Origin of the sequence: Microbacterium sp. 71-23 (assembly GCF_001897265.1) — a bacterium.
In the GTDB taxonomy this organism is placed as follows: Bacteria; Actinomycetota; Actinomycetes; order Actinomycetales; family Microbacteriaceae; genus Microbacterium; species Microbacterium ginsengisoli.
This window is the reverse complement of record NZ_MKSL01000017.1, coordinates 82,417-106,576: the sequence shown is the minus strand read 5'-3', so window position 1 is coordinate 106,576 and position 24,160 is coordinate 82,417. Positions and strand designations below refer to the sequence as shown.

The 24,160-nt window shown below is 70.2% G+C and carries 22 protein-coding genes and 1 tRNA gene; 7 read left to right on the top strand and 16 right to left on the bottom strand.

Translation table 11 applies throughout. The features are described from left to right. Positions 1–74: 74 nt before the first annotated feature. Complete coding sequence (locus BGO15_RS07115; protein WP_056519887.1) at positions 75–2,081, top strand: DUF262 domain-containing protein; 2,007 nt, start codon at positions 75–77, stop codon at positions 2,079–2,081. 149 nt (positions 2,082–2,230) lie between these two features. Further along, positions 2,231–3,277, top strand: a complete 1,047-nt coding sequence (locus BGO15_RS07110) for an NAD(P)-dependent alcohol dehydrogenase (RefSeq protein WP_045248564.1) — start codon at positions 2,231–2,233, stop codon at positions 3,275–3,277. Positions 3,278–3,335: 58 nt separating this feature from the next. On the opposite strand, the gene BGO15_RS07105 is transcribed toward BGO15_RS07110, so the two are convergent. After that, entirely contained in the window at positions 3,336–3,989 is a 654-nt protein-coding gene (locus BGO15_RS07105; protein ID WP_082483034.1) for a TetR/AcrR family transcriptional regulator, read from the bottom strand. A 112-nt stretch (positions 3,990–4,101) separates the two neighbouring features. On the opposite strand from BGO15_RS07105, the gene BGO15_RS07100 reads away from it, so the two are divergent. Together BGO15_RS07100 and BGO15_RS07095 are read left to right on the top strand one after the other, a co-directional pair. Next, positions 4,102–5,613, top strand: a complete 1,512-nt coding sequence (locus BGO15_RS07100) for an MFS transporter (RefSeq protein ID WP_056519889.1) — start codon at positions 4,102–4,104, stop codon at positions 5,611–5,613. 131 nt (positions 5,614–5,744) lie between these two features. Further along, entirely contained in the window at positions 5,745–6,128 is a 384-nt protein-coding gene (locus BGO15_RS07095; RefSeq protein ID WP_056206973.1) for a VOC family protein, read from the top strand. Here the strand turns inward: BGO15_RS07095 and BGO15_RS07090 are convergent. Then, positions 6,125–6,568 carry a MarR family winged helix-turn-helix transcriptional regulator gene (locus tag BGO15_RS07090; protein WP_056206975.1) on the bottom strand — a complete coding sequence of 148 codons (444 nt, stop codon included), beginning with the start codon at positions 6,566–6,568 and terminating at the stop codon, positions 6,125–6,127. The genes BGO15_RS07095 and BGO15_RS07090 overlap by 4 nt on opposite strands. A gap of 62 nt (positions 6,569–6,630) precedes the next feature. Here BGO15_RS07090 and BGO15_RS07085 point away from each other — a divergent pair, with 62 nt between their 5' ends. After that, positions 6,631–6,999 (top strand): VOC family protein, encoded by a 369-nt coding sequence (locus BGO15_RS07085; RefSeq protein WP_056206977.1) that lies wholly within the window; start codon positions 6,631–6,633, stop codon positions 6,997–6,999. Positions 7,000–7,067: 68 nt separating this feature from the next. Here BGO15_RS07085 and BGO15_RS07080 read toward each other — a convergent pair. The 3 genes from BGO15_RS07080 to BGO15_RS07070 form a co-directional block, all read right to left on the bottom strand. Continuing rightward, a tRNA-Gln gene (locus BGO15_RS07080) sits at positions 7,068–7,139 on the bottom strand. An 85-nt stretch (positions 7,140–7,224) separates the two neighbouring features. Then, a complete protein-coding gene (gltX, locus tag BGO15_RS07075) occupies positions 7,225–8,739 on the bottom strand; it encodes a glutamate--tRNA ligase (RefSeq protein WP_056519892.1) in 1,515 nt (504 codons plus the stop codon). Between the two features lie 11 nt (positions 8,740–8,750). Beyond that, complete coding sequence (locus BGO15_RS07070) at positions 8,751–9,713, bottom strand: LysR family transcriptional regulator (RefSeq protein ID WP_056206979.1); 963 nt, start codon at positions 9,711–9,713, stop codon at positions 8,751–8,753. An 81-nt stretch (positions 9,714–9,794) separates the two neighbouring features. On the opposite strand from BGO15_RS07070, the gene BGO15_RS07065 reads away from it, so the two are divergent. Next, positions 9,795–10,862 (top strand): aminotransferase class V-fold PLP-dependent enzyme, encoded by a 1,068-nt coding sequence (locus BGO15_RS07065; protein WP_056206981.1) that lies wholly within the window; start codon positions 9,795–9,797, stop codon positions 10,860–10,862. Between the two features lie 75 nt (positions 10,863–10,937). Here BGO15_RS07065 and BGO15_RS07060 read toward each other — a convergent pair whose 3' ends face one another. The 4 genes from BGO15_RS07060 to BGO15_RS07045 form a co-directional block, all read right to left on the bottom strand. After that, on the bottom strand, positions 10,938–11,702 hold the full coding sequence (locus BGO15_RS07060) for a fumarylacetoacetate hydrolase family protein (RefSeq protein ID WP_056206984.1): 765 nt from the start codon (positions 11,700–11,702) through the stop codon (positions 10,938–10,940). An 83-nt stretch (positions 11,703–11,785) separates the two neighbouring features. After that, positions 11,786–12,904 carry a branched-chain amino acid aminotransferase gene (locus BGO15_RS07055; RefSeq protein WP_056206986.1) on the bottom strand — a complete coding sequence of 373 codons (1,119 nt, stop codon included), beginning with the start codon at positions 12,902–12,904 and terminating at the stop codon, positions 11,786–11,788. Positions 12,905–12,949: 45 nt separating this feature from the next. Beyond that, positions 12,950–14,002, bottom strand: coding sequence for a 3-isopropylmalate dehydrogenase (locus BGO15_RS07050; RefSeq protein WP_056206988.1), 1,053 nt, complete (start codon positions 14,000–14,002; stop codon positions 12,950–12,952). Positions 14,003–14,037: 35 nt separating this feature from the next. After that, positions 14,038–15,588: an MFS transporter gene (locus BGO15_RS07045; protein WP_056207112.1), complete on the bottom strand. Its 1,551-nt coding sequence runs from the start codon at positions 15,586–15,588 to the stop codon at positions 14,038–14,040. Between the two features lie 66 nt (positions 15,589–15,654). On the opposite strand from BGO15_RS07045, the gene BGO15_RS07040 reads away from it, so the two are divergent. Next, complete coding sequence (locus BGO15_RS07040; protein WP_056206990.1) at positions 15,655–16,197, top strand: TetR/AcrR family transcriptional regulator; 543 nt, start codon at positions 15,655–15,657, stop codon at positions 16,195–16,197. Between the two features lie 10 nt (positions 16,198–16,207). Here BGO15_RS07040 and serA read toward each other — a convergent pair whose 3' ends face one another. The 7 genes from serA to ilvD form a co-directional block, all read right to left on the bottom strand. Beyond that, positions 16,208–17,812: a phosphoglycerate dehydrogenase gene (gene serA / locus BGO15_RS07035; protein ID WP_056206992.1), complete on the bottom strand. Its 1,605-nt coding sequence runs from the start codon at positions 17,810–17,812 to the stop codon at positions 16,208–16,210. A 141-nt stretch (positions 17,813–17,953) separates the two neighbouring features. After that, on the bottom strand, positions 17,954–18,304 hold the full coding sequence (locus BGO15_RS07030; protein WP_056206994.1) for a hypothetical protein: 351 nt from the start codon (positions 18,302–18,304) through the stop codon (positions 17,954–17,956). Beyond that, positions 18,301–18,822, bottom strand: coding sequence for a hypothetical protein (locus tag BGO15_RS07025; protein WP_056206996.1), 522 nt, complete (start codon positions 18,820–18,822; stop codon positions 18,301–18,303). Before BGO15_RS07025 ends, BGO15_RS07030 begins: the two co-directional genes overlap by 4 nt. Positions 18,823–18,966: 144 nt before the next feature. Then, positions 18,967–19,992: a ketol-acid reductoisomerase gene (gene ilvC, locus BGO15_RS07020; protein WP_045248490.1), complete on the bottom strand. Its 1,026-nt coding sequence runs from the start codon at positions 19,990–19,992 to the stop codon at positions 18,967–18,969. A gap of 65 nt (positions 19,993–20,057) precedes the next feature. Beyond that, positions 20,058–20,567, bottom strand: a complete 510-nt coding sequence (gene ilvN, locus BGO15_RS07015) for an acetolactate synthase small subunit (RefSeq protein ID WP_045248491.1) — start codon at positions 20,565–20,567, stop codon at positions 20,058–20,060. Positions 20,568–20,569: 2 nt separating this feature from the next. Continuing rightward, positions 20,570–22,378 carry an acetolactate synthase large subunit gene (locus BGO15_RS07010; protein ID WP_056206998.1) on the bottom strand — a complete coding sequence of 603 codons (1,809 nt, stop codon included), beginning with the start codon at positions 22,376–22,378 and terminating at the stop codon, positions 20,570–20,572. Between the two features lie 43 nt (positions 22,379–22,421). After that, complete coding sequence (gene ilvD / locus BGO15_RS07005; RefSeq protein WP_056206999.1) at positions 22,422–24,143, bottom strand: dihydroxy-acid dehydratase; 1,722 nt, start codon at positions 24,141–24,143, stop codon at positions 22,422–22,424. Positions 24,144–24,160 lie beyond the last annotated feature (17 nt).

The following is a 24,160-nucleotide window of genomic DNA, read 5'->3' as shown; positions in this document are numbered from 1 at the left end:
ACAGGCCCGGCGCGGGTTAGCCTACCCTTGCCTCCTCCCACGACCCCGGGGGCGGGCCGGTAAAATCCCCCATCATGGGAGCAGCCAGAAACATCGAGGCATCCGCGGTCAACACCATCGACTGGCTGTCATCTCCCGGCACCAACATCGTGGTTCCGGTGTACCAGCGGCAGTACCGGTGGGACATCGGCGGGTGCGAGCAGTTGCTCGCCGATGTGCGCGCGGTCGCCGCAGCCGAACCCGGGCAGACCCACTTCATCGGCTCCGTGCTCTCCACTGCGTCGACCGACGCCGCCGACACCGAGCTCGTGCTGATCGACGGGCAGCAGCGCATCACGACCCTCATGCTGCTGGTGGCGGCACTCGCGCACACCGTGCGTGACACCGACCCTCCGCTCGCGGCCCAGCTGCGCCGCGTGCTGGTGCGGGCGGATGATCCGTCCCGCACGAAGCTGCGCCCCCACCGCGCGTGGGCGGAGGTGTTCGAGGAAGTCGTGCTCGACCGCCGTTCGCGCGACGACGCTGAGCGGGCGTCGCGCTTCGACGACAACTACGCGTTCTTCCGCAGCCGCATCGGCGTGCACGACGCGGCCGCGGTGTGGCGGGGTCTCACCCGGCTCGAGCACGTGGCGATCGCGCTCGGCGCCGAGGCGAACGCGCAGCAGACCTTCGAGAGCCTCAATTCCACGGGCGAGCCGCTGCGCGACCACGAGCTGATCCACAACTACGTGCTCATGGGACTCACGCGCGAGCAGCAGACCGAGATCGAAGACGACTACTGGCTGCCCATCGAGCGGGCCACCGGCGAGGCGATCGCGGCGTTCTGGCGCCACTACCTGATCATGACGACCGGGCGGGAGCTGGCGGCATCCGGTCATCGCTCGGTCTACGACGCGTTCCGGCAGCGGTTCCCGAGACTGGATGCCGCAGCCCTGCGTCGCCACGCAACAGAGTGGCGCGCGTTCGCCGAGATCTATCGTCGCCTGCTCGACCCGTCGCTCGAGCCGGACCCTGCGGTACGCACGCACACGGCGGGCATCGGCACGTTCGGCCGGGTGGCGTTCCCCCTCGCGATGCGGGCGATCGCCGACCACGGGTCGGGTCACCGCACCTACGCCGAACTGCTGACGACCCTGCAGAGCGTCGAGTCCCTGCTGCTGCGCCGCGAGATCGTCGGGGTGCCGAACGACCGCATCGTGGCCCGGCTGTGCCGTGCGCACAGCGAGGGCGAGTCGTCGCTCATCCACGCGGTCGCCCGCATCACCCCCTCGAACGAGCGGGTGCGCGTCGCGCTCAAGTTCGGCGATGTGCCGCATCCCGGCTACGTGCTGGGCCGGCTCGCCTCGCGCGACGGAGATCCGGACGTGATCGTCGACCACATCGCACCGCTCGCGCCGGGCGACGACTGGACGCCCGACGGCGTGCGCCTCTGGGGCGACCTGAGCGACGACGAGCAGAACGCCTATCGCGCCCTCGCCCAGAGTCTCGGAAACGTGGTGCTCCTCGAGGACGAGCTGGCGATCGATGCGATCGATGCTCCCTATCCGACAAAGCGCCGCCTGCTCGGGTCGAGCGCCATCCCGCAGACGCGGGCGGTCGCCGAGATCGCCGAATGGTCGACGGCCGCGATCGCGCAGCGCACGGCAGAGCTCACCGCGGCGCTCGTCGCGACCTGGCCGCGCGCGGCGACGGGTGAGATCGACGACGACGGACTCACCCCGATCCTCGATGCGAAGCCTCGGCGCGGCTGGCCGCACGGCTGGGAGCGCGAGTTCTCCTATGTCGAGTACCGCGGCGAGCACTGGGAGGTGTACGACGTGCGTTACCTCTTCCATCGCATCATCACGCGACTCTGGGCCGATGACCGTGCCGCGGTCGTGCGGTTCACCGAGCGCAACGGCGGTCCGATCTTCTCCGAGCGGGCATGGAACGGCCAGTGGGACACGATCGACGCGACCCACCACCTCTACATGGGCTGGGACTCGACCTACATGCTGCGTGCCGTGCAGGACGTGCTGCTCGAGGCCGGCATCGCGCCCGAGGTGTTCGTCAAGTACAGCTACATCGGCGCCGCGATGTGACGGATGCCGCAGCCCCGGGCCGCGGCATCCGAACTGTTCGACAGGCGTAGTCTAGTTACGACGCGCGAGCCGCACCGGCGACGCGGGCGCCGGCCCGTCGTGCACCCGCGCGCGGGCCTTCGGACTGTGACGCCTTGGAGGACGTGACGATGCGTGCTGTACGCCTGACGGCTTGGAAGACCTTCCCCACTCTCGAGGAGGTCGAGCGCCCCGAGCCCGGTCCCGGGGAGGTGCTGCTGAAGGTCGCCGGCTCCGGCGCCTGCCACAGCGATGTGTCGCTGTTCCACGACTTCGACGAGAGCACCGGCGTGTCGGGCCTCACCCCGCCGTACACCCTGGGCCACGAGACCTCGGGCTGGGTGGAGGCGGTCGGCGCCGGGGTCACCGGCTTCACCCCGGGTGACGCGTACCTCGTCTACGGACCCACCGGATGCGGCCACTGCCGCGCGTGCGTGCAGGGCGCGGAGACCTACTGCGAGAACGCGGCGACGCTGCCGTATCAGGGAATCGGCCTCGGTCGCGACGGCGGCATGGCCGAGTATGTGACGGTTCCGGCCGCGCACCTCGTGCCGCTCGGCGACGCCGATCCGGTCGCGGCCGCGCCCCTCGCAGACGCCGCCCTCACGCCCTATCACGCGATCCGGCTCGCGCTGCCGCAGTTGAACAAGGGCGGCGCGTTCGCCCTCGTCATCGGCCTGGGCGGACTCGGGCAGATCGCGGTGCAGATCCTGCGGGCTCTCACCGGTGCGACGATCATCGCGACCGACACCAAGGAGGACGCGATGACGCTCGCCGCCGAGCGTGGTGCCGTCACCGTCGCGGGCGGCGAGGGCCAGGCCGCGCGCATCCGCGAGCTCACCGGCGGGCGCGGTGTCGACGCCGTGTTCGACTTCGTGGGCGCGACTCCCACGATCGCGCTCGCACAGCAGAGCGTCGCGGTCGGAGGCCGCATCCAGGTCGTCGGCATCGCCGGCGGCACCGTGTCGTGGAACTTCTTCACGACGCCCTACGAGTCGGTCATCACGAACTCGTACTGGGGCACGGTGGCCGACCTTCACGACGTCGTCGAGATGTACCGGGCGGGTCAGATCACCCCGGATGTGCAGCGCTTCTCGCTCGACGACGCCCTCGAGGCGTACCACCTACTGCAGGACGGCAAGCTGTCCGCGCGCGCGGTCATCGTTCCGCACGCCTGAGCGCCGACACAGCGAGCGGGCGCCGGAGGGATCCGGCGCCCGCTCGTGCGTCTGCGGGTCAGTCGCGCGGGATGCCGAGCGCCGGCAGCACCACGTGGTCGATGACCGAGATGAGGAACTCGCGCGTGACCGGCTTACGCTCCATGAGCACACGGTGGGCGACCATCGCCGAACTGACGGTCGCGACGAGCTCGAGGTCGCGCCCGTCGGGGATCTCCCCACGGTCCTTCGCGCGCTGATAAAGGAAGCGGTTCGCGGCCGCGCGCGGCTCGACCAGTGCGTCGTGCGCGGCGTCGGCGAGCTCGGGAGAGCGCGAGAGCATCGAGACGATGCCCGCCATGATCTGCAGCTTGCGTTCGCCGTCTTCGATCGACGGAGCCTTGATCATGGCGACGAGGTCACCGCGCAGCGTGCCGGTGTCGGGCAGCGAGTCCTGGTCGTACGCGCCGCGCTTCATGCAGGCGACGGCGTCGATGACGAGCTCGGCCTTCGAGGGCCAGCGGCGATAGAGCGTGGCCTTGCCCGCGCGGGCCCGCGTGGCGACCATGTCGACCGTCATGCCGTCGTAGCCGGTCTCGGCGAGCACCTCGAGGGCGGCGTCGAGGATCTCCGGGTCGCGCGTGTGATCGCGCTTGCGGCCGGGCTTCACACCCTCGACATCGGACAGGTCGGGCTCGGCGAGGACGGGGTCGACGAGATCCAGCGGCGTCATCGCAGCGGTCTCCTTTCGCGGGGGTGTCCTCACAGTGTACGTCGAATCGGTACGAAAGAGTTCTAGAACTTTTCATTTCCGGAACGCCTCAGTTCCGTATAGAGTGACCGTCATGACTTCCCCCACCGCGACCGCCCCGGCCGCCTCCACTCCCTCGGCTCCCTCGTCGCGCCGCTGGCTGACTCTCGTCATCGTCGGCCTCGCGCAGCTCATGGTGGTGCTCGACTCGACGGTCGTGAACATCGCCCTCCCCTCCGCCCAGGCCGACCTCGGCTTCTCCGACGGCGACCGCCAGTGGGTCATCACGGCCTACTCGCTCGCCTTCGGTGCACTGCTGCTGTTCGGCGGTCGCATCTCCGACCTGATCGGCCGCAAGCCGGCGTTCATCATCGGCCTGGTCGGGTTCGCCGCGGCATCCGCTCTCGGTGGCGCAGCCCCCACCTTCGAGGTGCTGGTCGCCTCGCGCGCCCTGCAGGGAGCGTTCGGCGCACTGCTCGCCCCGACGGCGCTGGCCGTGCTCACCACGACCTTCACGATCCCGCGCGAGCGTGCGCGCGCGTTCGGAGTGTTCGGTGCGATCGCCGGCGCCGGCGGCGCCGTGGGCCTGCTCCTCGGCGGGTTCCTCACCGAGAAGCTCGACTGGCGCTGGAACCTCTACATCAACGTGTTCATCGCCGTCGTCGCGATCGTGGGCGTCATCGTCTTCGTCGGCCGCATCGAGCGTCACGGTCCGCGTCCGAAGCTCGATGTGCCGGGCACCATCCTGGTGTCGGCGGGTCTGTTCGGCATCGTCTACGGCTTCGCCAACGCCGAGACCGACGGCTGGGACTCGCCGCTTGCGTGGGGCGTGCTCACCGCCGCGGGCGTCTTCCTGATCGCGTTCGTGCTGTGGCAGCGCCGCGCGTCGCACCCCCTCCTGCCCCTGACGATCGTGCTCGACCGCAACCGCGCAGCCGCCTACCTCTCGATTCTCATCGCGGGTGCGGGCATGTTCGGGATCTTCCTGTTCCTGACCTACTTCCTGCAGGGTTCGCTGAAGTTCACTCCCATCCAGACCGGCCTCGGCTTCCTGCCGATGGTCGTGATGCTGGTGATCGCCGCGCAGCTGTCGACCAACCTGCTGCTCCCCCGCCTCGGCGCGAAGGTGATGGTGCCGTTCGGCATGGTCCTGGGAGTGATCGGGATGCTGCTGCTCACCCGCCTCTCGCTCGACAGCACCTATGCGGCCGACGTGCTGCCGGCGCTGCTCGTTCTCGGGTTCGCGATGGGCTCGATCATGCCCGCCTCGATGCAGACAGCGACGCTGGGCGTCGACCGCCACTTCGCGGGCGTGGCCTCGGCGATGGTGAACACGAGCCAGCAGGTCGGCGGATCGATCGGTACGGCGCTGCTGAACACGATCGCGGCCACCGCCGTGACGAACTACATCGCCGCGCAGACGGTGCGCACGCCCACGCTCGGCGAGTCGGCGGCGATCGCGGGCTACCAGGCGGCCTACGTGTCGGGCGCGATCTTCTTCGCGGTCGGCGCGGTGCTCTCGGTGCTGCTGTTCCGTCGCAAGGGCCGCGGCACGTCGGTCGCGACGGTCGCCGACCCCGACGCGCTGCCCGTCGCCGCGCACTGATCTCGAACACCGATGCCCCATCGGTCGCTGCGGCTCCGCCGCGCGACCGATGGGGCGTCGTCGTGTGTTCGGCGTGAGTAGTGTGGGCCGCGCGGCCCGCACCTCGAGCCGACCCGAGAAGGAGGCATCCGATGGACATGAAGCTCGAACTCGTCCCGATCCCGGTCTCCGACGTCGATCGCAGCATCGCCTTCTACCGGGATGTGATCGGCTTCCACCTCGACCACGATGTGAGCCCGCGGGAGGGCATGCGCATCGTGCAGCTCACCCCGCCGGGTTCGGCGTGCTCCATCGCGTTCGGCACCGGCTTCGGGCTCCCCACGCCCGATGAGTCGGTGATCACGGGCCTTCACCTCGTCGTCGACGACGTCGCTGCGGCCCGCGACGAACTTGTCGCGCGAGGGGCGACCGTGAGCGGCATCGACGACATGGGCGGGGTGCTGTACGCGCACTTCCGCGATCCCGACGGCAACTCCTGGTCGCTGCAGGAGATCCGCGTCGGCGCCCGCCCCTAGGAGCGAAGCGCGCGCACCATGCTCTGCAGGGCGCCGAAGGCCGCGACCTGTTCGGGGTCGGTCATGCCCACCAGCATCCGCTTCTCGACGCCTCTCACCGCGATGGATGCCGCGGCCAGCCGCTCGCGACCGAGCTCGGTCAGTTGCGCCGGCAGCGCCTTGCCCACTGCGGCCTCAGCCGGCCGCACCACCGACCCATCGCGTTCGAGAGCCTGCAGCAGCACGTTCATCGACTGACGCGTGATGAACGCGCCGCGGGCGAGCTCGGAGTTCGAGAGTCCGGGCCGCTGCGCGAGCAGTTCAAGGCAGGAGTAGTGGGTGACGGTCATGCCGTGCGGGCGAAGTGCGTCCTCCATGGCGGCGCGCAGCGCGCTGGCCGCCTGTTTGAGCAGGTATCCCAGCGATGTGTCGAGGTCGATCGCCTCACCGGCTTGACTCATGTCAGTATTCTGACATACTCTCGGGCATGTCAGAAATCTGACACCAGATCGAAGGAGCACCCATGCCCGTCACCGGCCCCGATTTCGTCTCGCTGCAGGTGCGCGACCTCGACGCATCGCAGGCGTTCTACGAAGGCTTCCTCGGCCTCGAACGCTCCCCCGCAGGTCCGCCGCACGCCGTCGTCTTCACGACGACCCCCATCGCCTTCGCCTTGCGCGACCTGGTCGCCGGCACCGATCTCGACAGCGTCGCGCAGCCGGGTCTCGGCGTCGCCCTCTGGTTGCACGCGACTGGCGTGCAGGAGATCCATGACGCCCTGGCAGCCGCCGGCCAGCCCATCGTCACCGCACCGTTCGACGGACCCTTCGGCCGCACGTTCACGTTCGCCGACCCCGACGGATACCACGTCACGCTGCACGACCGCGGCTGAGTCTCGCTGCGCACAGCAAGAAGCCCGGATGCTCCGCGAGATGCGGACTTCCGGGCTTCTTCATCTTGCTGGGGTACCTGGACTCGAACCAAGAACAACTGAACCAGAATCAGCCGTGTTGCCAATTACACCATACCCCAAGGGGGTGAACGACCTCAGTCGCACCGAGGGTCGAGTCTACCCGACGCCCTCCCCGCGCGCCAATTCGCGGCACGCCGGTGGCGGTCAGCCGATCCGCTGCACGAGCGCATCGAGGCGGGCGATGGTGGCCTGCTTGCCAAGCAGCTCCATCGACTCGAACAGCGGCGGCGACACCCGGCGACCGCTCAGCGCGACGCGCAGCGGGCCGTAGGCGACTCGCGGCTTGAGGCCGAGGCCGTCGACGAGCGCAACCTGCAGTGCGTCCTGCACGGATGCCGCGTCGAACCCCTGCTCGGCGACCTCCTCGAGTGCACCGACCGACGCGACCAGCACCTCGCCGGCGTTCGCCGGAAGCCCCGCGAGGGCGTCGTCCTCGTAGGTGACGGAGTCGGTGAACAGGAAGCCGAGGAGGCCCGGCACGTCGCCGAGCACCTGCACGCGCTCCTGCACGAGGGGTGCCGCGGCGGCGATCAGCGCGGTCTCCGCGGGGGTCGGGGCATCCGAGATGACACCGGCGTGCTGCAGGTACGGCACGATGCGGGCGGCGAAGTCGTCGGGGGCGAGCAGGCGGATGTGGTCCCCGTTGATCGACTCGGCCTTCTTCTGGTCGAAGCGGGCCGGATTCGGGTTCACGTCGGCGATGTCGAACGCGGCGGTGAACTCCTCGAGCGAGAACACGTCGCGGTCGGCGGCGATCGACCAGCCGAGGAGCGCCAGATAGTTCAGCAGGCCCTCGTGGATGAAGCCGCGCTCGCGCTGCAGGAACAGGTCGGCCTGCGGGTCGCGCTTGGAGAGCTTCTTGGTGCCTGTCTCCCCGAGCACCAGCGGCATGTGGCCGAAGCGGGGCACGAAGTCGGTGACGCCCGCCTGGATGAGTGCGTCGTACAGCGCGAGCTGGCGCGCGGTCGACGGCATGATGTCCTCGCCGCGGATGACGTGGGTGATGCCCATGAGCGCGTCGTCGACCGGGTTCGTGAACGGATAGAGGAACTTGCCGCCCGCCCGCACGATGACGAAGTCGGGGAAGGATCCGGCCGGGAATGTCACCTCGCCGCGGATCAGGTCGACGTAGGTCAGGTCGGTGTCGGGCACCCGCAGCCGGAACGCCGGCTCGCGCCCTTCGGTGCGGAAGGCCTCGCGCTGCGCGTCGGTGAGGTCACGGTCGTGGTTGTCGTAGCCCAGCTGCTTCGCGCGGCCGGCCGCCTCGTTGCGCGCGTCGATCTCCTCGGGAGTCGAGTAGCTCTCGTACACGAGCCCGGTGGCGACGAGCTTCGTCAGCACGTCCTCGTAGATCGCGGTGCGCTCAGACTGCCGATACGGCGCGTGCGGGCCGCCGACCTCGACGCCCTCGTCCCAGTCGATCTTGAGCCAGGTGAGCGCGTCGACGAGCTGGCGGTAGCTCTCCTCGCTGTCGCGCGCGGCATCCGTGTCCTCGACGCGGAAGATGAGCTTGCCGCCCGTGTGACGCGCATAGCCCCAGTTGTAGAGGGCCGTGCGCACCATGCCGACGTGCGGAAGGCCGGTCGGCGAGGGGCAGAACCGCACCCGAACGTCGGGTCCGGCGGCGGTCGTGGTGGCGGGGTGCGGTGCGGAAGACATCGCCGTCCAGTCTAGTTCGCCGGGCCGTCGCCGCCCGAGGCCACCGCCGCCGTCACCTCGGCGATCGCGGCGAGCACGGCGGCGACCGCCGGCACCCGGTCCGCGCCGTGAGCGGTGACGGTGTGCAGCGTGCGCTGCTCGGTTGCGGGCAACGGCACGGTCACGATGCCCGGCAGCGCCGGGAAGGATGCCACGGCCAGCCGCGGCAGCGTCGCCACCCCGATCCCCTGCGCGACGAGGCCCTCCACGGCCACGAAGTTGTCGGTCTCGAACCTGATGCGCGGCACGAACCCCGCACGGTCGCAGAGCTCGAGCAGGTGTCCGCGGCACTGCGGGCAGCCGGCGATCCAGTCGTCGGACGCGAGGGACGCGACATCGACCGTCGTGTGCGCGGCAGCGGGGTGGGTCGCGGGCAGCACCGCGATCATCGGCTCGACGGCGATCTCCCGCACCGACAGCCCCTGGGCGCTCGCCCGATGCGGATCATCGCGGTCACCCGGGTAGCTGAACGTGAGCGCGATGTCGGCACGGTCGTCGCGCACGGCCTCGACCGCCGCGGGCGGCTCGGCCTCGACGTAGGTGACCGTCACGCCCGCGACCGTCTCGGCGAGCCGGGCGAGCAGCCGCGGCACGACCGTGGGCGACGCCGACGGGAAACCGACCAGGCGCACGCGTCCCGACTTCAGCCCCCGCAGCTCCGCCAGCTCCCCCGCCGCCGCCTCGAGCGCTGTCGTCACGGTCGGCGCATGCCGGGCGAGCACGCGCCCCGCCTCCGACAGTCGCACACGCCGCCCCACCCGCTCGACCAGCGGCACGCCCAGCCGGGATTCGAGCGCCTTGAGGTGCTGGCTGACCGCGGGCTGGCTGTAGCCCAGCGCGGCGGCGGCCGCGGTGATCGATCCGGTGTCGGCGATCGCCTTCACGAGGCGCAGCGAGTGCGCGTCGAAGCCGGGATCGGGGGTGGGGAGCGACATCCTCGAATCATAAACGGATCGCATGTTTTCGATCCACAACATGTCCTAGACGAATGGATGCCTCCCTGTCACGCTGGAGACATGGCACCCGCGACACTCTCCCCCGCGCTGACGATCGCCGACGCGCGCGCGGAGTTCGCGGGCGGTCGCGGCTACCTCGCCGCGTGCACCACCGGGCTGCCGCCCCGGGCGTCGCGCGATGCGCTGCGCGCCGACCTCGACGCCGCGTATTCCGGACAGCCCGACCTCGCCCGCTACGAGCTCGCGGTCACCGAGACCCGCCGCCACGCCGCGACGCTGCTCGGCGTCGGCGCCGACCGCATCGCCCTCGGGTCGCAGACGTCCGTACTCGCGGCGCTCATCGCCGCCGCGGTGCCCGACGGCGCCGAGGTGCTGTGCGTCGAGGGCGACTTCTCCTCGATCGTGATGCCGTTCGTGCACGCCGGGCGCGGCATCCGCGTGCGGTCGGTGCCGCTCGCGCGCCTCGCCGACGAGGTGCGCGGTGACACCGCTCTCGTCGCGTTCTCGCTCGTGCAGTCGGCCACGGGAGAGATCGCGGATGCCGCCGCGATCACCGCCGCGGCCCGCCGCCACGGCGCGCGCACGCTCTGCGATGCGACACAGGCGCTCGGCTGGCTGCCCGTCGACGGCGGCGCGTTCGACGCCCTGATCTGCCATACCTACAAGTGGCTGTGCGCACCGCGCGGTGTCGCTGTGCTCGCCGTCTCCGCCGGGTTCCAGCCGCACATCCCCGCCCGCCAGGCGGGATGGTGCGCCGGCGAGGACCCGTGGACCTCGTGCTACGGCAGCCAGGTCTCCCTCGCCGCCGATGCGTCGCGCTTCGACGTCTCCCCCGCCTGGCAGGCGTTCATCGGCGCCGCGCCGGCGCTCGCCCTGTTCGCCGGACTCGATCCGGCGGCTCTCCACGCGCACACCCGCACGCTCGCCGACGCGTTCCGCGCCCGCCTCGAGCTTCCCGCGACCGGCAGCGCGATCGTCACGTGGGCCGACCCGACCGGGTGCGACCTCGCACGCCTGAATGCAGCCGGCATCACGGCCTCGGGACGCGCCGGTCGCGCCCGGGTCGCGTTCCACGTGTTCAACGACGCCGACGACGTCGAGCTCGCCGCGCGCGCGCTCGGTCGCTGACCTGCTCGCCGAGCTCCGGCAGCGACGCACGTCGGGCGGCGCGTCGAGCCGTCGAACGACGCGCCCTCGCCGACCTCAGGCGTTGCGTGCGGTGTTGCGCAGCACGCCGAGACCGGTGATCTCGACCTCGACGGTGTCGCCCGCGTTAAACGGACCGACGCCCGCCGGCGTGCCGGTGAGGATCACATCGCCCGGCAGCAGCGTGAACGCCGCCGACGCGTAGGCGATGATGTCCGGCACCGAGTGGATCATGTCGGTCAGCGGGGCATCCTGCGCCACCTCGCCGTTGAGCCGGGTCTGCACCCGCGCCGAGGCGATGTCGAACTCGGTCTCGATCGCCGGACCGAGCGGGCAGAACGTGTCGAAGCCCTTCCCGCGCGTCCACTGGCCGTCGGAGTACTGGATGTCCCGCGCGGTGACGTCGTTGCCGACCGTGTACCCGAACACGTAGTCGAGCGCCCGATCGGCGGGGACGTTCTTCGCGATGCGGCCGATCACGACGGCCAGCTCGCCCTCGAAGTCGGTGCGCTCGGACTGCGGCGGACGAACGATCGAATCGCCCGGGCCGATGACCGCGGTGTTGGGCTTCAGGAACAGCAACGGCGCCGCCGGCGCCTCACCGCCCATCTCCGCCGCGTGGTCGTGATAGTTCTTCCCCACGCACACGACCTTCGACCGCGGAATCACCGGAGCCAGCAGCGCCGCGTCGGCGAGCGGCACGCGCTCCCCCGTCGTCTCGAACCCGGCGAACAGCGGGTCGGCGGCGAGCACGACGAGCTCGCCCTCGTCGACGATGCCGTAGCGGATGGCGTCCTGGTGGCTGAAACGGGCGATCTTCACCCCGTCAGCCTAGTCAGCGCACGAACGCCGACGGCGGGCGCGCGGTGGATGCCGCGGCCCGCCGTCGTGACGGTGAGAGATGCTCAGTCGTCGAGGCGCAGCATCCAGCCGTGCGTGTCCTCGCGACGTCCGTACTGGATGTCGGTGAGCACCTGGCGGATCTCCATCGTGAGCGCGCCCGCCGGGGCGTCGGGGTCGCCGATGGTGTACTCCTCGCCGATGAGCTGGCCGATCGGCGTGATGACGGCGGCCGTGCCGCACGCGAACGCCTCGACGATCTCGCCCGAGTCGACGCCCTCGCGCCACTCGTCGATCGCGACCTGGCGGATCTCCGCCTCGTGACCGAGATCGCGCGCGACGGTGAGCACCGAGTCACGGGTGATCGAGGGCAGGATCGAGTCGGACTCCGGCACCAGCAGGCTGCCGTCGCGTCGCACGAACACGACGTTCATGCCGCCGAGCTCCTCGATGTAGCGGCCCTCCGCGGCATCCAGGTAGAGCTCCTGCGCGCAGCCGTGGGCGGCCGCCTTCTCGTGCGGGAGGAGGCTCGCGGCATAGTTGCCGCCGGTCTTCGCCGCACCGAGACCACCGCTGCCCGCACGGGAGAACTCGGTCTCGAGCCAGATCTTCACCGGCGCGATGCCACCGTGGAAGTAGGCGCCCGCGGGGCTCGCGATCACGTAGTACGCGACCTTCTTCGCCGCGCGCACGCCCAGGAAGGCCTCCTTCGCGAACATGAAGGGGCGCAGGTACAGGCTCGTCTCGGGAGCCGACGGCACCCAGTCGCCGTCGACCGCGATGAGCTCACGCAGCGACTGCACGAAATACTCCGTGGGAAGCTCCGGCAGGGCCAGCCGACGGGCCGACGCGCGCAGCCGCGCCGCGTTGCGATCGGGGCGGAACGTGCGGATCGATCCGTCGGCCCAGCGGTAGGCCTTCAGCCCCTCGAAGATCTCCTGCCCGTAGTGCAGCACGGATGCCGCGGGGTCGAGCGAGATCGGACCGTACGGCTGCACGCGGGGGCGGTGCCAGCCGCCGCCGGCCGACCAGCAGATGTCGACCATGTGGTCGGTGAACTTCTGGCCGAATCCGGGGTTCGCGAGGATCTCCTCGCGGGCCGCGGGAGAGGCGGCGGCGAGGTTCTTCGTGACGGCGAAGTCGAGGGGGGCGAGAGCGGTGTCGTTCGTGTCGGTGAGAGTCATGTCACATCCTGGAATGCTCGGCGCGAAGCGCGCGGTGCTGTCAGGTTACGCCTGCAGGTGCGCGGCGATCGCGTCGCCGATGGCGGAAGTCGTGCGGGGGGCGTCGGAGCGCGAGGCGATGTCGGCCTCGACGGCGCGGGTGACGCGGGTGGCCTCCGTGGTGAGCCCGAGGTGATCGAGCAGCAGCGCGACGGAGAGGATCGCGGCCGTGGGGTCGGCCTGCTGGGTGCCGGCGATGTCGGGGGCCGAACCGTGAACGGGCTCGAACATCGACGGGAACGCACCGTCGGGGTTGATGTTCCCCGAGGCGGCGAGACCGATGCCGCCGGTGATGGCCCCGGCCAGGTCGGTCAGAATGTCGCCGAAGAGGTTGTCGGTGACGATGACGTCGAAACGGGACGGGTTCGTGACCAGGTGGATCGTGGCCGCATCGACGTGCATGTAGTTTACGGCGACCTCGGGGTGCTCCGCGCCGACCGCGAGCACGAGCCGGTGCCAGAGGGACCCGGCGTTGACGAGCACGTTGGTCTTGTGCACGAGGGTGAGCTTCTTGCCCCGTCGTTCGGCGAGGTCGAACGCGTAGCGGACGACCCGTTCGACACCGTACGCGGTGTTCACGGATGTCTCGTTCGCGACCTCGTGCGGCGTGCCGCGGCGGATCGCCCCGCCGTTGCCGACGTAGGGGCCTTCGGTGCCTTCACGCACCACGACGAAGTCGACCTCGCCCGGGTCGCGCAGCGGCCCCGGCACGCTCGGGTAGAGCGTCGACGGGCGCAGGTTCACGTAGTGGTCGAGCTCGAACCGCAGCTTCAGCAGCAGCCCTCGCTCGATGTTCGCGTCCTTCAGGCGAGGGTCGCCGGGAACACCGCCGACAGCTCCGAGCAGAATGGCGTCGTGCCCCGCGATGGCGGCGAGGTCGGCGTCGGTGAGGGTGTCGCCGGTCTCGAGGTAGCGCGCCGCCCCGAGCGAGAAGCGCGTCTTGTCGAAGACGACCTCGCTGCCGGCCGTGACGGCGTCGAGCACCTTCTCGGCCTCGGCGACGACCTCGGGGCCGATGCCGTCACCGGGGATGACGGCCAGCTTCACGACGCGCGACATTGCTCTCCTCGCGGGTAGGGCAGCGCTGCGGCTCGTCAGTGATCCGACCGTCCCGCGCTGCGGGTCGATCCCAGCGTAGTGGCCGCCACGACGGCGGCCACGACGACGAGCGCGGCCCCGATGAGCGCCGTCACGAAGGCTCCCTGGTCGAAGGCGGATGCCGCGGCATCCTGCAGCGCCTGACCGACCGCGGCGGGCAGGTCCCCCGCCGCGTGCACGGCCCCGGCAAGCGTCTCGCGTGCGGCGACGGCGACGTCGTCGGGCACGCCGACCGGCACCACCAGGTGCGCGCGGTAGAGCGCCGTGAGCACGCCACCGAGCACCGCGGTGCCGAGCACGGCACCCAGCTCGTAGGCCGTCTCGGAGACGGCACTCGCGGCACCCGCCTTGGCGGCCGGGGCACTCGAGAGGATGAGCTCGTTCGAGACGGTCTCGGCCGCGCCGATGCCGGCACCGAGGCTCGCGAACGCGCCGATGAGCACCGCGAGCGACCCGGACTCCGTGGCGAACGCGACGGCCACGTAGCCCGCGAACGCGAAGACGAGCGCGACCGGCACGACCACCCGGGCGGGGGCGCGCATCGCTATCGGCACGACGATGAGCCCCGCCGCGATCATCACGGCGAGTCCGGGCACGAGCGCGAGGCCCGCCTCGATCGGCGAGAGCCCCACGATCAGCTGCAGGTGCTGAGCGACGAAGAACAGGAATCCGACGAGGGCGACGACACTGAGGAGGTTCACGATGAGCGCGCCCGAGAAGGTTCCCGAGCGGAACAGTCGCATGTCGAGCATGGGGCGCTCCGCGCGCAGCTGCCGGCGCACGAACAGCGTGCCGGCCGTGAGACCGACGACGACGAGCACGAGCGGGACAGTGCCCACGCCGTGAACGGCGGTCTCCTTGGTGGCCCACACGATCGGCACGGTCGCCGCCATCGACAGCACGATGCTCACCGGGTCGATGCGACCGGGCCGCGGGTCGCGGCTCTCGGGCACGAGCAGCGGCGCGAACACCAGCAGCGGGATGAGCACGGGAACGGCCATCAGGAAGACCGAACCCCAGGCGAAGTGCGACAGCAGCACGCCGCCGACGATCGGCCCGAGCGCGGCACCCGCGGAGAACATCGACGCCCACACCGCGATCGCGAGGCGCCGCTGGTCGCGGTGAGTGAAGATGCTGCGCAGCAGCGACAGCGTCGAGGGCATCAGCATGGCCCCGAACACGCCCATCAGGGCGCGGCCGGCGATCAGCAGCTCCGCCGACGGCGCGAACGCGGTCACCGCGGAGACGGCGGCGAAGCCGGTGGCGCCGATGAGCAGCATCTGTCGCCGGCCGAACCGGTCGCCGAGCGTGCCCATCGTCACGAGGAAGCCGGCGAGCACCAGCGGATACACGTCGACGATCCACAGCTGCTGCACGGCCGTGGGGCCGAGCTGCAGGGAGATGTCGGGCAGCGCGAAGCTCAGCACGGTGTTGTCGACCGAGATGAGCAGCACGGGCAGCATCAGCACGACGAGCGCGGCCCAGCCGCGCCATCCCACCCGCTTCCCCTGCTCGTCGGCCAGGCGGATCTCTTCAGTCAGTGTCATCATTTCTATACCGTCCAGTTGGTATAGTAACAGAGTGCCGGATGCCTCCTCACTACCCTGGAACGCATGAGTCGCCCTCCCCGCGCCCGCGAGAGCGTGCTCGACGCCTACGAAGACGTCGTGATCGCCGACGGCCCGGCCGCCGCCACGATGGACGCCGTCGCCCGCGCCGCCGGCGTCTCGAAGGGGGGCCTGCTCTACCACTTCGCGTCGAAGGACGCCCTGCAGTCCGCCGTGATCGAGCGGATGTCCTCCCGCGGCGTCGCCGAGATGGCGGATGTCGCCACCTCCCCCGTCGGCGCGATCGCCGCGTTCATGCGGTCATCGATCATGCACAACACGCCGTTCGACCGCACGATCGTCACCGTGTCGCGCCTCGCGCAGAACGGCGACGCCGTGGCATCCGACGCCCTCCGACGCCTGCGCGACGTGTGGGAGGAGACCCTCCGCCCCCACACGCGCGACGAGACCGCACTGCAGCTCGTGATGCTCGTCAGCGACGGGCTCTACTTCAACAACGCGCTCTCGACCGGCTCCGTGCCCGGACCCGACCTCGACGACGACGCCCTAGGGGCGCTCATCGCCCTCGTCGAGCGCAGCGCCGTCTGAGCCGGCGCGCTCAGACCTCGGTCAGCGAGAGCTCGCGGAAGAGGTCGGCCTGGATCGCACCGCTGACCTCGGCGAGGATCTCGTCGGGAACCGGCGAGTCGACCGTCAGCACCGCGAGAGCCTGGCCACCCGCCGAACGACGTGCGATCTGCATGCCCGCGATGTTGATGCCCGCCTCGCCGAACTTCTGCCCGTAGACAGCGACGATGCCGGGGCGGTCGGTGTAGAGCATCACGATGTGGTGCTCGGCGATCGGCACCTCGATGTCGTAGTCGTTGATGCCGATGATCTTCTCGACCATCTTCGTGCCCGAGAGGGTGCCGGCGACCGTCAGGGTCGAGCCGTCGGCCAGCGCGGCGCGCAGCGTCGTGGTGTTGCGGTAGTCCTTCGAGTCGGGCGAGGTCGTCAGCGAGATCTCCACCCCGCGCTGCTGCGCGAGCAGCGGAGCGTTGACGTACGAGACGTTGTCGCTCACGATGCGCGAGAAGTACCCCTTCAGCGCGGCCAGCTCGTAGACCTTCACGTCGTAGGCGGCGAGCTCGCCGCGCACGTCGAGGTCGATGCGCGTGACGGCGCCGGTCGCGAGGCCCGCGAGGATCTGACCGAGCTTCTCGACGAGCGCGATGCCGGGGCGCACGAACGGGTCGATCACGCCGCCGGCGACATTCACCGCGTCGGGCACGAGGTCGCCCTCGAGGGCGAGCTTGACCGACTTCGCGACCGAGACGCCCGCCTTCTCCTGGGCCTCATCGGTCGACGCGCCGAGGTGGGGCGTCACGACGACGTTCGGGAGCGCCGTGAGGGCGGCCGCCACGGAGCCCTCCTTCGGCGGCTCGGCCGTGAAGACGTCGAGACCGGCACCGGCGATCTCCCCGGTCGACAGCGCGTCGAACAGCGCCTGCTCGTCGATGAGCCCGCCGCGGGCGACGTTGACGACATACGCCGTCGGCTTCATGCGACGCAGCTGCTCGACGCCGATCATTCCGGTCGTCTCGGGCGTCTTCGGCATGTGGATCGTCACGAAGTCGCTCTGCTCGAGCAGCTCGTCGAGGGTCACGAGGGTCACTCCGAGCTGCTGCGCACGAGCGCTCGTCACATACGGGTCGTACGCGACGACGTTCACCCCGAACGCCTGCACGCGCGCCGCGATCAGCGCGCCGATGCGGCCGAGACCGATGATGCCGAGGGTCTTCTCGTACAGCTCGACACCCGTGTACGACGAGCGCTTCCACGCGCCGCCGGCGAGCGACGCGTGAGCGGCGGGGATGCGCCGCGCGAGCGAGAGGATGTGGCCGATCGTGAGCTCGGCCGCCGAGATGATGTTCGAGGTCGGCGCGTTCACGACCATGACGCCCGCGGTCGTGGCCGCCTTGATGTCGACGTTGTCGAGACCGACACCCGCGCGAGCGATCACCTTGAGCTGAGGGGCCGCGGCGATCGCCTCGGCGTCGAGCTTCGTCGCCGAGCGCACGAGCACGGCGTCGACGTCGGCGAGGGCGGGCAGCAGCGCCGAACGGTCGGCGCCGTCGACATGGCGCACCTCGAAGTCGGGCCCGAGAGCCTCGATCGTGGCGGGAGAGAGTTCTTCGGCGATGAGCACGACGGGCTTCGTCACGGGGTGGATCCTTCGGCGTTTCCGGGAGCGCGCGCGGCGCAGGACGAGCGCGCAGCGGCTCCGCAGGTCGCACGGCGCAGTGAGCGCCAGCCTATCGCGCCGGGCGATGCCGCTCCGACCGTGTGACGGGCTCGCAGAGCGTCAGGAACCCAGCAGCTGCGCGCCGTAGGCCGCCGCGTAGCCCAGTACGTTCACCCAGAACACCGCCGTCACACCGAGCCCGGTGAGCAGGATCGCCGCGAACGGCAGCAGCCGCCGACGCCAGCCGATCGCGAAGGCGATCGCGAAGGCGATCGCGGGGAACACGACGGCGAGGATGAGCACGAACCAGCCGTAGCCGTTCAGACCGAGCGGACCCGACGCCTGCGAGATGAGGAAGCCCACCGCCGCCCACACGGCGTACGCGTAGAACAGACCGAAGAACGCAGAGACCGTGGCCACGAGCCACACCGGCAGCGCCGCACGGCGGCGAGGAGCGGCATCCGTCGTCATGACCCCACCGCCCCGACCATCACGAACGGCCACGGCACGAGCAGCGCCGCCCCGGCGATCAGCAGCACGAGGCGCAGCCAACTGCGCGAGCGCGCCGTCAGCCACGACGTGACGAAGAACCAGATCGCGGGCGTGGCCACCGCCAGCCACATCGCCACCGCGTAGGCGACCGGGTCGACCAGCACGTCGGCGACCGTGCGCAGGCGCAGCCCCCCGATGATCCAGCCGATCGTCCAGAGCGCGTACACGCCGCCCAGCACGCCCACTGTCACGAGCATCGCGTTGCCCATCGGCGCGGGGCCCGCCGCGACTGCGTCGCCGGCGGCATCCGCCGTCTCGACCTCGTCGCTGCCCTTGCCGACCGCGGCGAACCCCTCGGGGAGGGTCGCCTTCGCGGGCGCGGCGGGGGACGGAGCGGATGCCGCACGAGGAGCGGACTGCGAGACGCCCGACGGCGTCAGCGTCGGATCGTCGTCACCGTCCCAGCGCAGGGCATCGTCGTCGTCGGGTCTGGCCATGCGTCCACCCTCTCACGCCGTCGCACTACCCCGCGTCGCGCGCCCCGACCCGGGACCGAAACGCCGGAGCCTCCCGCGACCGCCGGGCGACCACAGGTCGCCGCGACGGTCGCGGGAGGCTGCGACGTCGGAGGATCGAGAGGATCAGCGCGCGGCGCTGCCCTCGACGTAGTCCGCGTCCTGCTGCTTCCACGCGAAGAGCGCACGCAGGTCGCGACCCACGGCCTCGATGGGGTGCTGAGCCGCCTTCTCACGCAGAGCGTGGAACTCGGGGGCGCCGGCGTCCTGGTCGCCGATGAAGCGCTCTGCGAACGCACCCGACTGGATGTCGGCGAGCACGCCCTGCATGTTCTCCTTGACGCGCGGGTCGATCACGCGGGGGCCCGAGACGTAGTCGCCGTACTCGGCGGTGTCCGACACGCTCCAGCGCTGCTTGGCGATGCCGCCCTCCCACATGAGGTCGACGATGAGCTTGAGCTCGTGCAGCACCTCGAAGTAGGCGATCTGCGGCTGGTAGCCGGCCTCGGTGAGGGTCTCGAAGCCGTACTGGATCAGCTGCGACACACCACCGCAGAGAACGGCCTGCTCACCGAACAGGTCGGTCTCGGTCTCCTCCGTGAAGGTGGTCTTGATCACACCGGCACGGGTTCCCCCGATGGCCTTGGCGTACGCCTTCGCGACGTCCCACGCCTGACCCGAGGCATCCTTCTCGACGGCGATGATGTCCGGGATGCCGCGACCGGCGACGAACTCGCGACGCACCGTGTGACCCGGGGCCTTGGGGGCCACGAGGATCACGTCGACGCCCTCGGGCGCCTCGATGTAGCCGAAGCGGATGTTGAAGCCGTGCGCGAACGCCAGCGTCTTGCCCGCCGCGAGGTGGGGCTTGATCTCGTCGTTGTAGATCGACCGCTGGTGCTGGTCGGGCGCGAGGATCATGATGAGGTCCGCCCACTCGGCCGCCTCGGCCACGGTCTTGACCTCGAAGCCGTCCTCCTGAGCCTTCGCGGTCGACTTCGAGCCCTCCTTGAGGGCGATGACGACCTCGACGCCCGAGTCGCGGAGGTTCTGCGCGTGCGCGTGTCCCTGCGAGCCGTAGCCGACGACCGCGACCTTCTTCGCCTGGATGAGCGCGAGGTCGGCGTCGTCGTCGTAGAAGATCTCTGCCACTTGTCTTTCTCCTTCTGTTGAAGCTGTGATGAAACGGGATGTCGCACCCTCCCGGGTGCGCACGGTCAGGCGCGGAGGACCCGCTCGGTGATGCTCTTCGGCCCGCGGCCGATGGCGAGGAGGCCCGACTGGGCGAGCTCCTTGATGCCGAACGGCTCGAGAGCGCGCAGCAGCGCATCCACCTTGCCGCGGTCGCCGGTCACCTCGACCACGAGTGCGTCCGGCGCGTAGTCGACCACCGAGGCGCGGAAGAGGTTCACGACCTCCAGCACGCTGGAGCGGTTGCTGTTGTCGGTGCGCACCTTCACGAGCACGTGCTCGCGCTGCACGGATGCCGCGGCATCCAGCTCGACAATCTTGATCACGTTGATCAGCTTGTTCAGCTGCTTGGTGACCTGCTCGAGCGGGAGGTCGTCGACGTCGACCACCACCGTGATGCGGGACAGACCCGGCACCTCGGTGACACCCACCGCGAGCGACTCGATGTTGAAGCCGCGACGCGCGAACAGGCCCGCGACGCGGGTCAGCAGACCGGGCTTGTTCTCCACGAGGAGGCTCAGCACGTGACTGGTCATGGTCAGTCCTCCTGCTCGAACGCGGGCGCGTGGTCACGCGCGTACTGGACATAGCTGTTGCTGACGCCCTGCGGCACCATCGGCCACACCATGGCGTCACGGCTCACGACGAAGTCGATCACGACCGGACGGTCGTTGGTCGCGAGCGCCAGCTCGATGGCCGCGTCGATCTCGTCCTCGCGCTCCACGCGGATGCCGAGGCATCCGTAGGCTTCCGCGAGCTTGAGGAAGTCGGGCACCCGGATGGTGTCGTGGCCCGTGTTCAGGTCGGTGTTCGAGTAGCGCCCGTCGTAGAAGAGGGTCTGCCACTGCCGCACCATGCCCAGCGACGAGTTGTTGATGATCGCGACCTTGATCGGAATCTGGTTGATCGTGCAGGTGGCGAGCTCCTGGTTGGTCATCTGGAAGCAGCCGTCGCCGTCGATCGCCCACACGACACGGTCGGGCTCAGCGACCTTCGCGCCCATCGCGGCGGGCACCGCGTAGCCCATGGTTCCGGCGCCACCGGAGTTGAGCCACGCGTTCGGACGCTCGTAGCCGATGAACTGCGCCGCCCACATCTGATGCTGGCCCACGCCCGCCGCGTAGATGCCCTCGGGACCGGTCAGCTCGCCGATGCGGCTGATGATCTGCTGCGGCGCGAGGAGACCGTCGCTCGTGGGCGCGTAGCCGAGCGGGAACTCGGTACGCAGGCCGTCGAGGAACGACCACCACTCGGTGAGGTCGGCGCGACCGTCCTGCGCGGCGACCGCCTGCGCGTACGCCGTGTCGAGGTCGACCAGCACGTCGCGCAGGTCGCCCACGATCGGTACGTCGGCGATGCGGATCTTCGAGATCTCCGCAGGGTCGATGTCGACGTGCACGACCTTCGCGTTCGGGGCGAACAGCGAGGCCTTGCCCGTCACGCGGTCGTCGAAGCGGGCACCGAGGGCGACGATCAGGTCGGCCTCCTGGAGGGCGAGCACCGCCGGCACCGTGCCGTGCATGCCCGGCATCCCCAGCTGCTGCGGGTGCGAGTCCGGGAACGCGCCGCGCGCCATGAGCGTCGTCACCACGGGAGCGCCGGTCGCCTCGGCCAGGGTGCGCAGCTCGGCCGAGGCCTGCGAGCGCACCACACCGCCGCCGACGTACAGCACCGGCTTCGACGACTCGGCGATCAGCTGCGCGGCCGCCTGGATCTGCTTGCCGTGCGCCTTCGTCACCGGACGGTAGCCGGGCAGGTCGATCTTCGCCGGCCACACGAACGGCACCTCGGCCTGCTGCGCGTCCTTCGTGATGTCGACGAGCACGGGTCCGGGGCGGCCGGTGCTGGCGATCTCGAAGGCCGCGGTGATCGCTCCGGGGATCTCCGAGGCATCCTTCACGAGGAACGAGTGCTTCGTGATCGGCATCGTGATGCCGACGATGTCGGCCTCCTGGAAGGCGTCCGTACCCATGAGGGTCGAGAACACCTGCCCGGTGATGCAGACGATCGGCACCGAGTCCATGTAGGCGTCGGCGATCGCGGTGACGAGGTTCGTGGCGCCGGGCCCGGACGTCGCGATCGCAACCCCCGTCTTGCCGGTCGCCGCCGCGTAGCCCTGGGCGGCGTGACCGGCCCCCTGCTCGTGGCGGACGAGGATGTGGCGGATCTTCGACGAGTCCATGAGCGGGTCGTAGACCGGCAGGATCGCGCCGCCGGGAAGACCGAAGACGTCGGTGACCCCGAGAAGCTCGAGGGTGCGGACGACAGACTCGGCCCCGGTGATCACGGGAGCGGACGCAGTACGTGCCGGCGGGCGCGGCACAGCCGGTGCGGTGTCGGCGGACATGATGAGTACCTCGACAGGAGTGGGTGAATGGGATGCGGCGGGGTCACCCCGTGGTCGCGCCCTCCGCGGCGGAGCGCACGAGCTTGGAGTACTTGGCCAGAACGCCTCGGGTGTAGCGCGGGGGAAGCGGCTCCCAGCCAGAGCGGCGGGAGTCGAGCTCTGCATCATCGACGAGTAGGTCGAGAGTGCGAGCCGCGATATCGACCCGTATCAGATCACCATCGCGCACGAAGGCGATGGGACCTGCGTCCACCGCTTCGGGTGCTATGTGGCCGATGCAGAGGCCGGTTGTGCCGCCGGAGAATCGACCGTCCGTCAAGAGTAGTACATCCTTGCCGAGCCCGGCGCCCTTGATGGCGGCCGTGATCGCGAGCATCTCGCGCATGCCGGGGCCGCCCTTGGGGCCCTCGTAGCGGATGACGACCACGCTGCCCGCCTCGATCGATCCCTCGGCGAGAGCGTCGATCGCGGCACGCTCGCGCTCGAACACGCGGGCGGGACCCTCGAAGACGGCGGCGTCGAAGCCCGCGGTCTTCACCACGGCACCCTCGGGGGCGAGCGAGCCGTGCAGGATCGTCAGGCCGCCGGTGGCGTGGATGGGGTTGTCGAAAGTGTGGATGACGGTGCCGTCGACCGGGTCGGGGTCGAGATCGGCCAGGTTCTCCGCGAGCGTCTTGCCGGTCACGGTGAGCGCGTCGCCGTGCAGCAGACCCTCGTCGAGCATCGCCTTCATGATCACCGGGATGCCGCCGTGGCGGTCGACGTCGTTCATGACGTACTTGCCGAACGGCTTCATGTCGGCGACGTGGGGAACCTTGTCGCCGATGCGGTTGAAGTCGTGGAGGCTCAGCTCGACGTCCGCCTCGCGGGCGATCGCGAGCAGGTGCAGCACGACGTTGGTCGAGCCGCCGAGGGCCATCGCGAGGGCGATCGCGTTCTCGAAGGCCTCCTTGGTGAGGATGTCGCGGGTCGTGACGCCCTGGCGCAGCAGGTTCACGACGGCCTCGCCCGAGCGATGGGCGAAGTAGTCGCGGCGACGGTCCGCCGAGGGCGGCGCGGCCGAGCCCGGGAGGCTGAGCCCGAGGGCCTCGGCGACCGAGGCCATGGTGTTGGCGGTGTACATGCCGCCGCACGCGCCCTCACCGGGGGCGATCGCGCACTCGATGCGCTTGAGGTCGGCCTCGCTCATCTTGCCCGCGAGGCAGGCGCCGACCGCCTCGAACGAGTCGATGATCGTGACATCCTTCTCGGTGCCGTCGCTGAGCTTGACCCAGCCGGGAGCGATCGACCCCGCGTAGAGGAACACGCTGGAGAGGTCGAGGCGGGCGGAGGCCATCAGCATGCCGGGGATCGACTTGTCGCAGCCGGCGAGAAGCACGGAGCCGTCGAGGCGCTCGGCCATGATGACCGTCTCGACGGAGTCGGCGATGACCTCGCGGGAGACCAGCGAGAAGTGCATGCCCTCGTGGCCCATCGAGATGCCGTCGGAGACGGAGATGGTGCCGAACTGCAGCGGGTAGCCGCCACCGGAGTGCACGCCCTCCTTGGCGCCCTGGGCGAGCCGGTCGAGGCTCAGGTTGCAGGGGGTGATCTCGTTCCAGCTCGACGCAATGCCGATCTGGGGCTTGTCCCAGTCCTCGTCGCCCATGCCCACGGCGCGGAGCATTCCGCGCGACGTGGTGGCTTCGATGCCATCGGTGACGACGCGGCTGCGGGGCTTGATGTCGACGGCGGGCGCGCCGGATGCAGCGGGGGTTTCAGGCATGTAACAGAGTGTAGGCC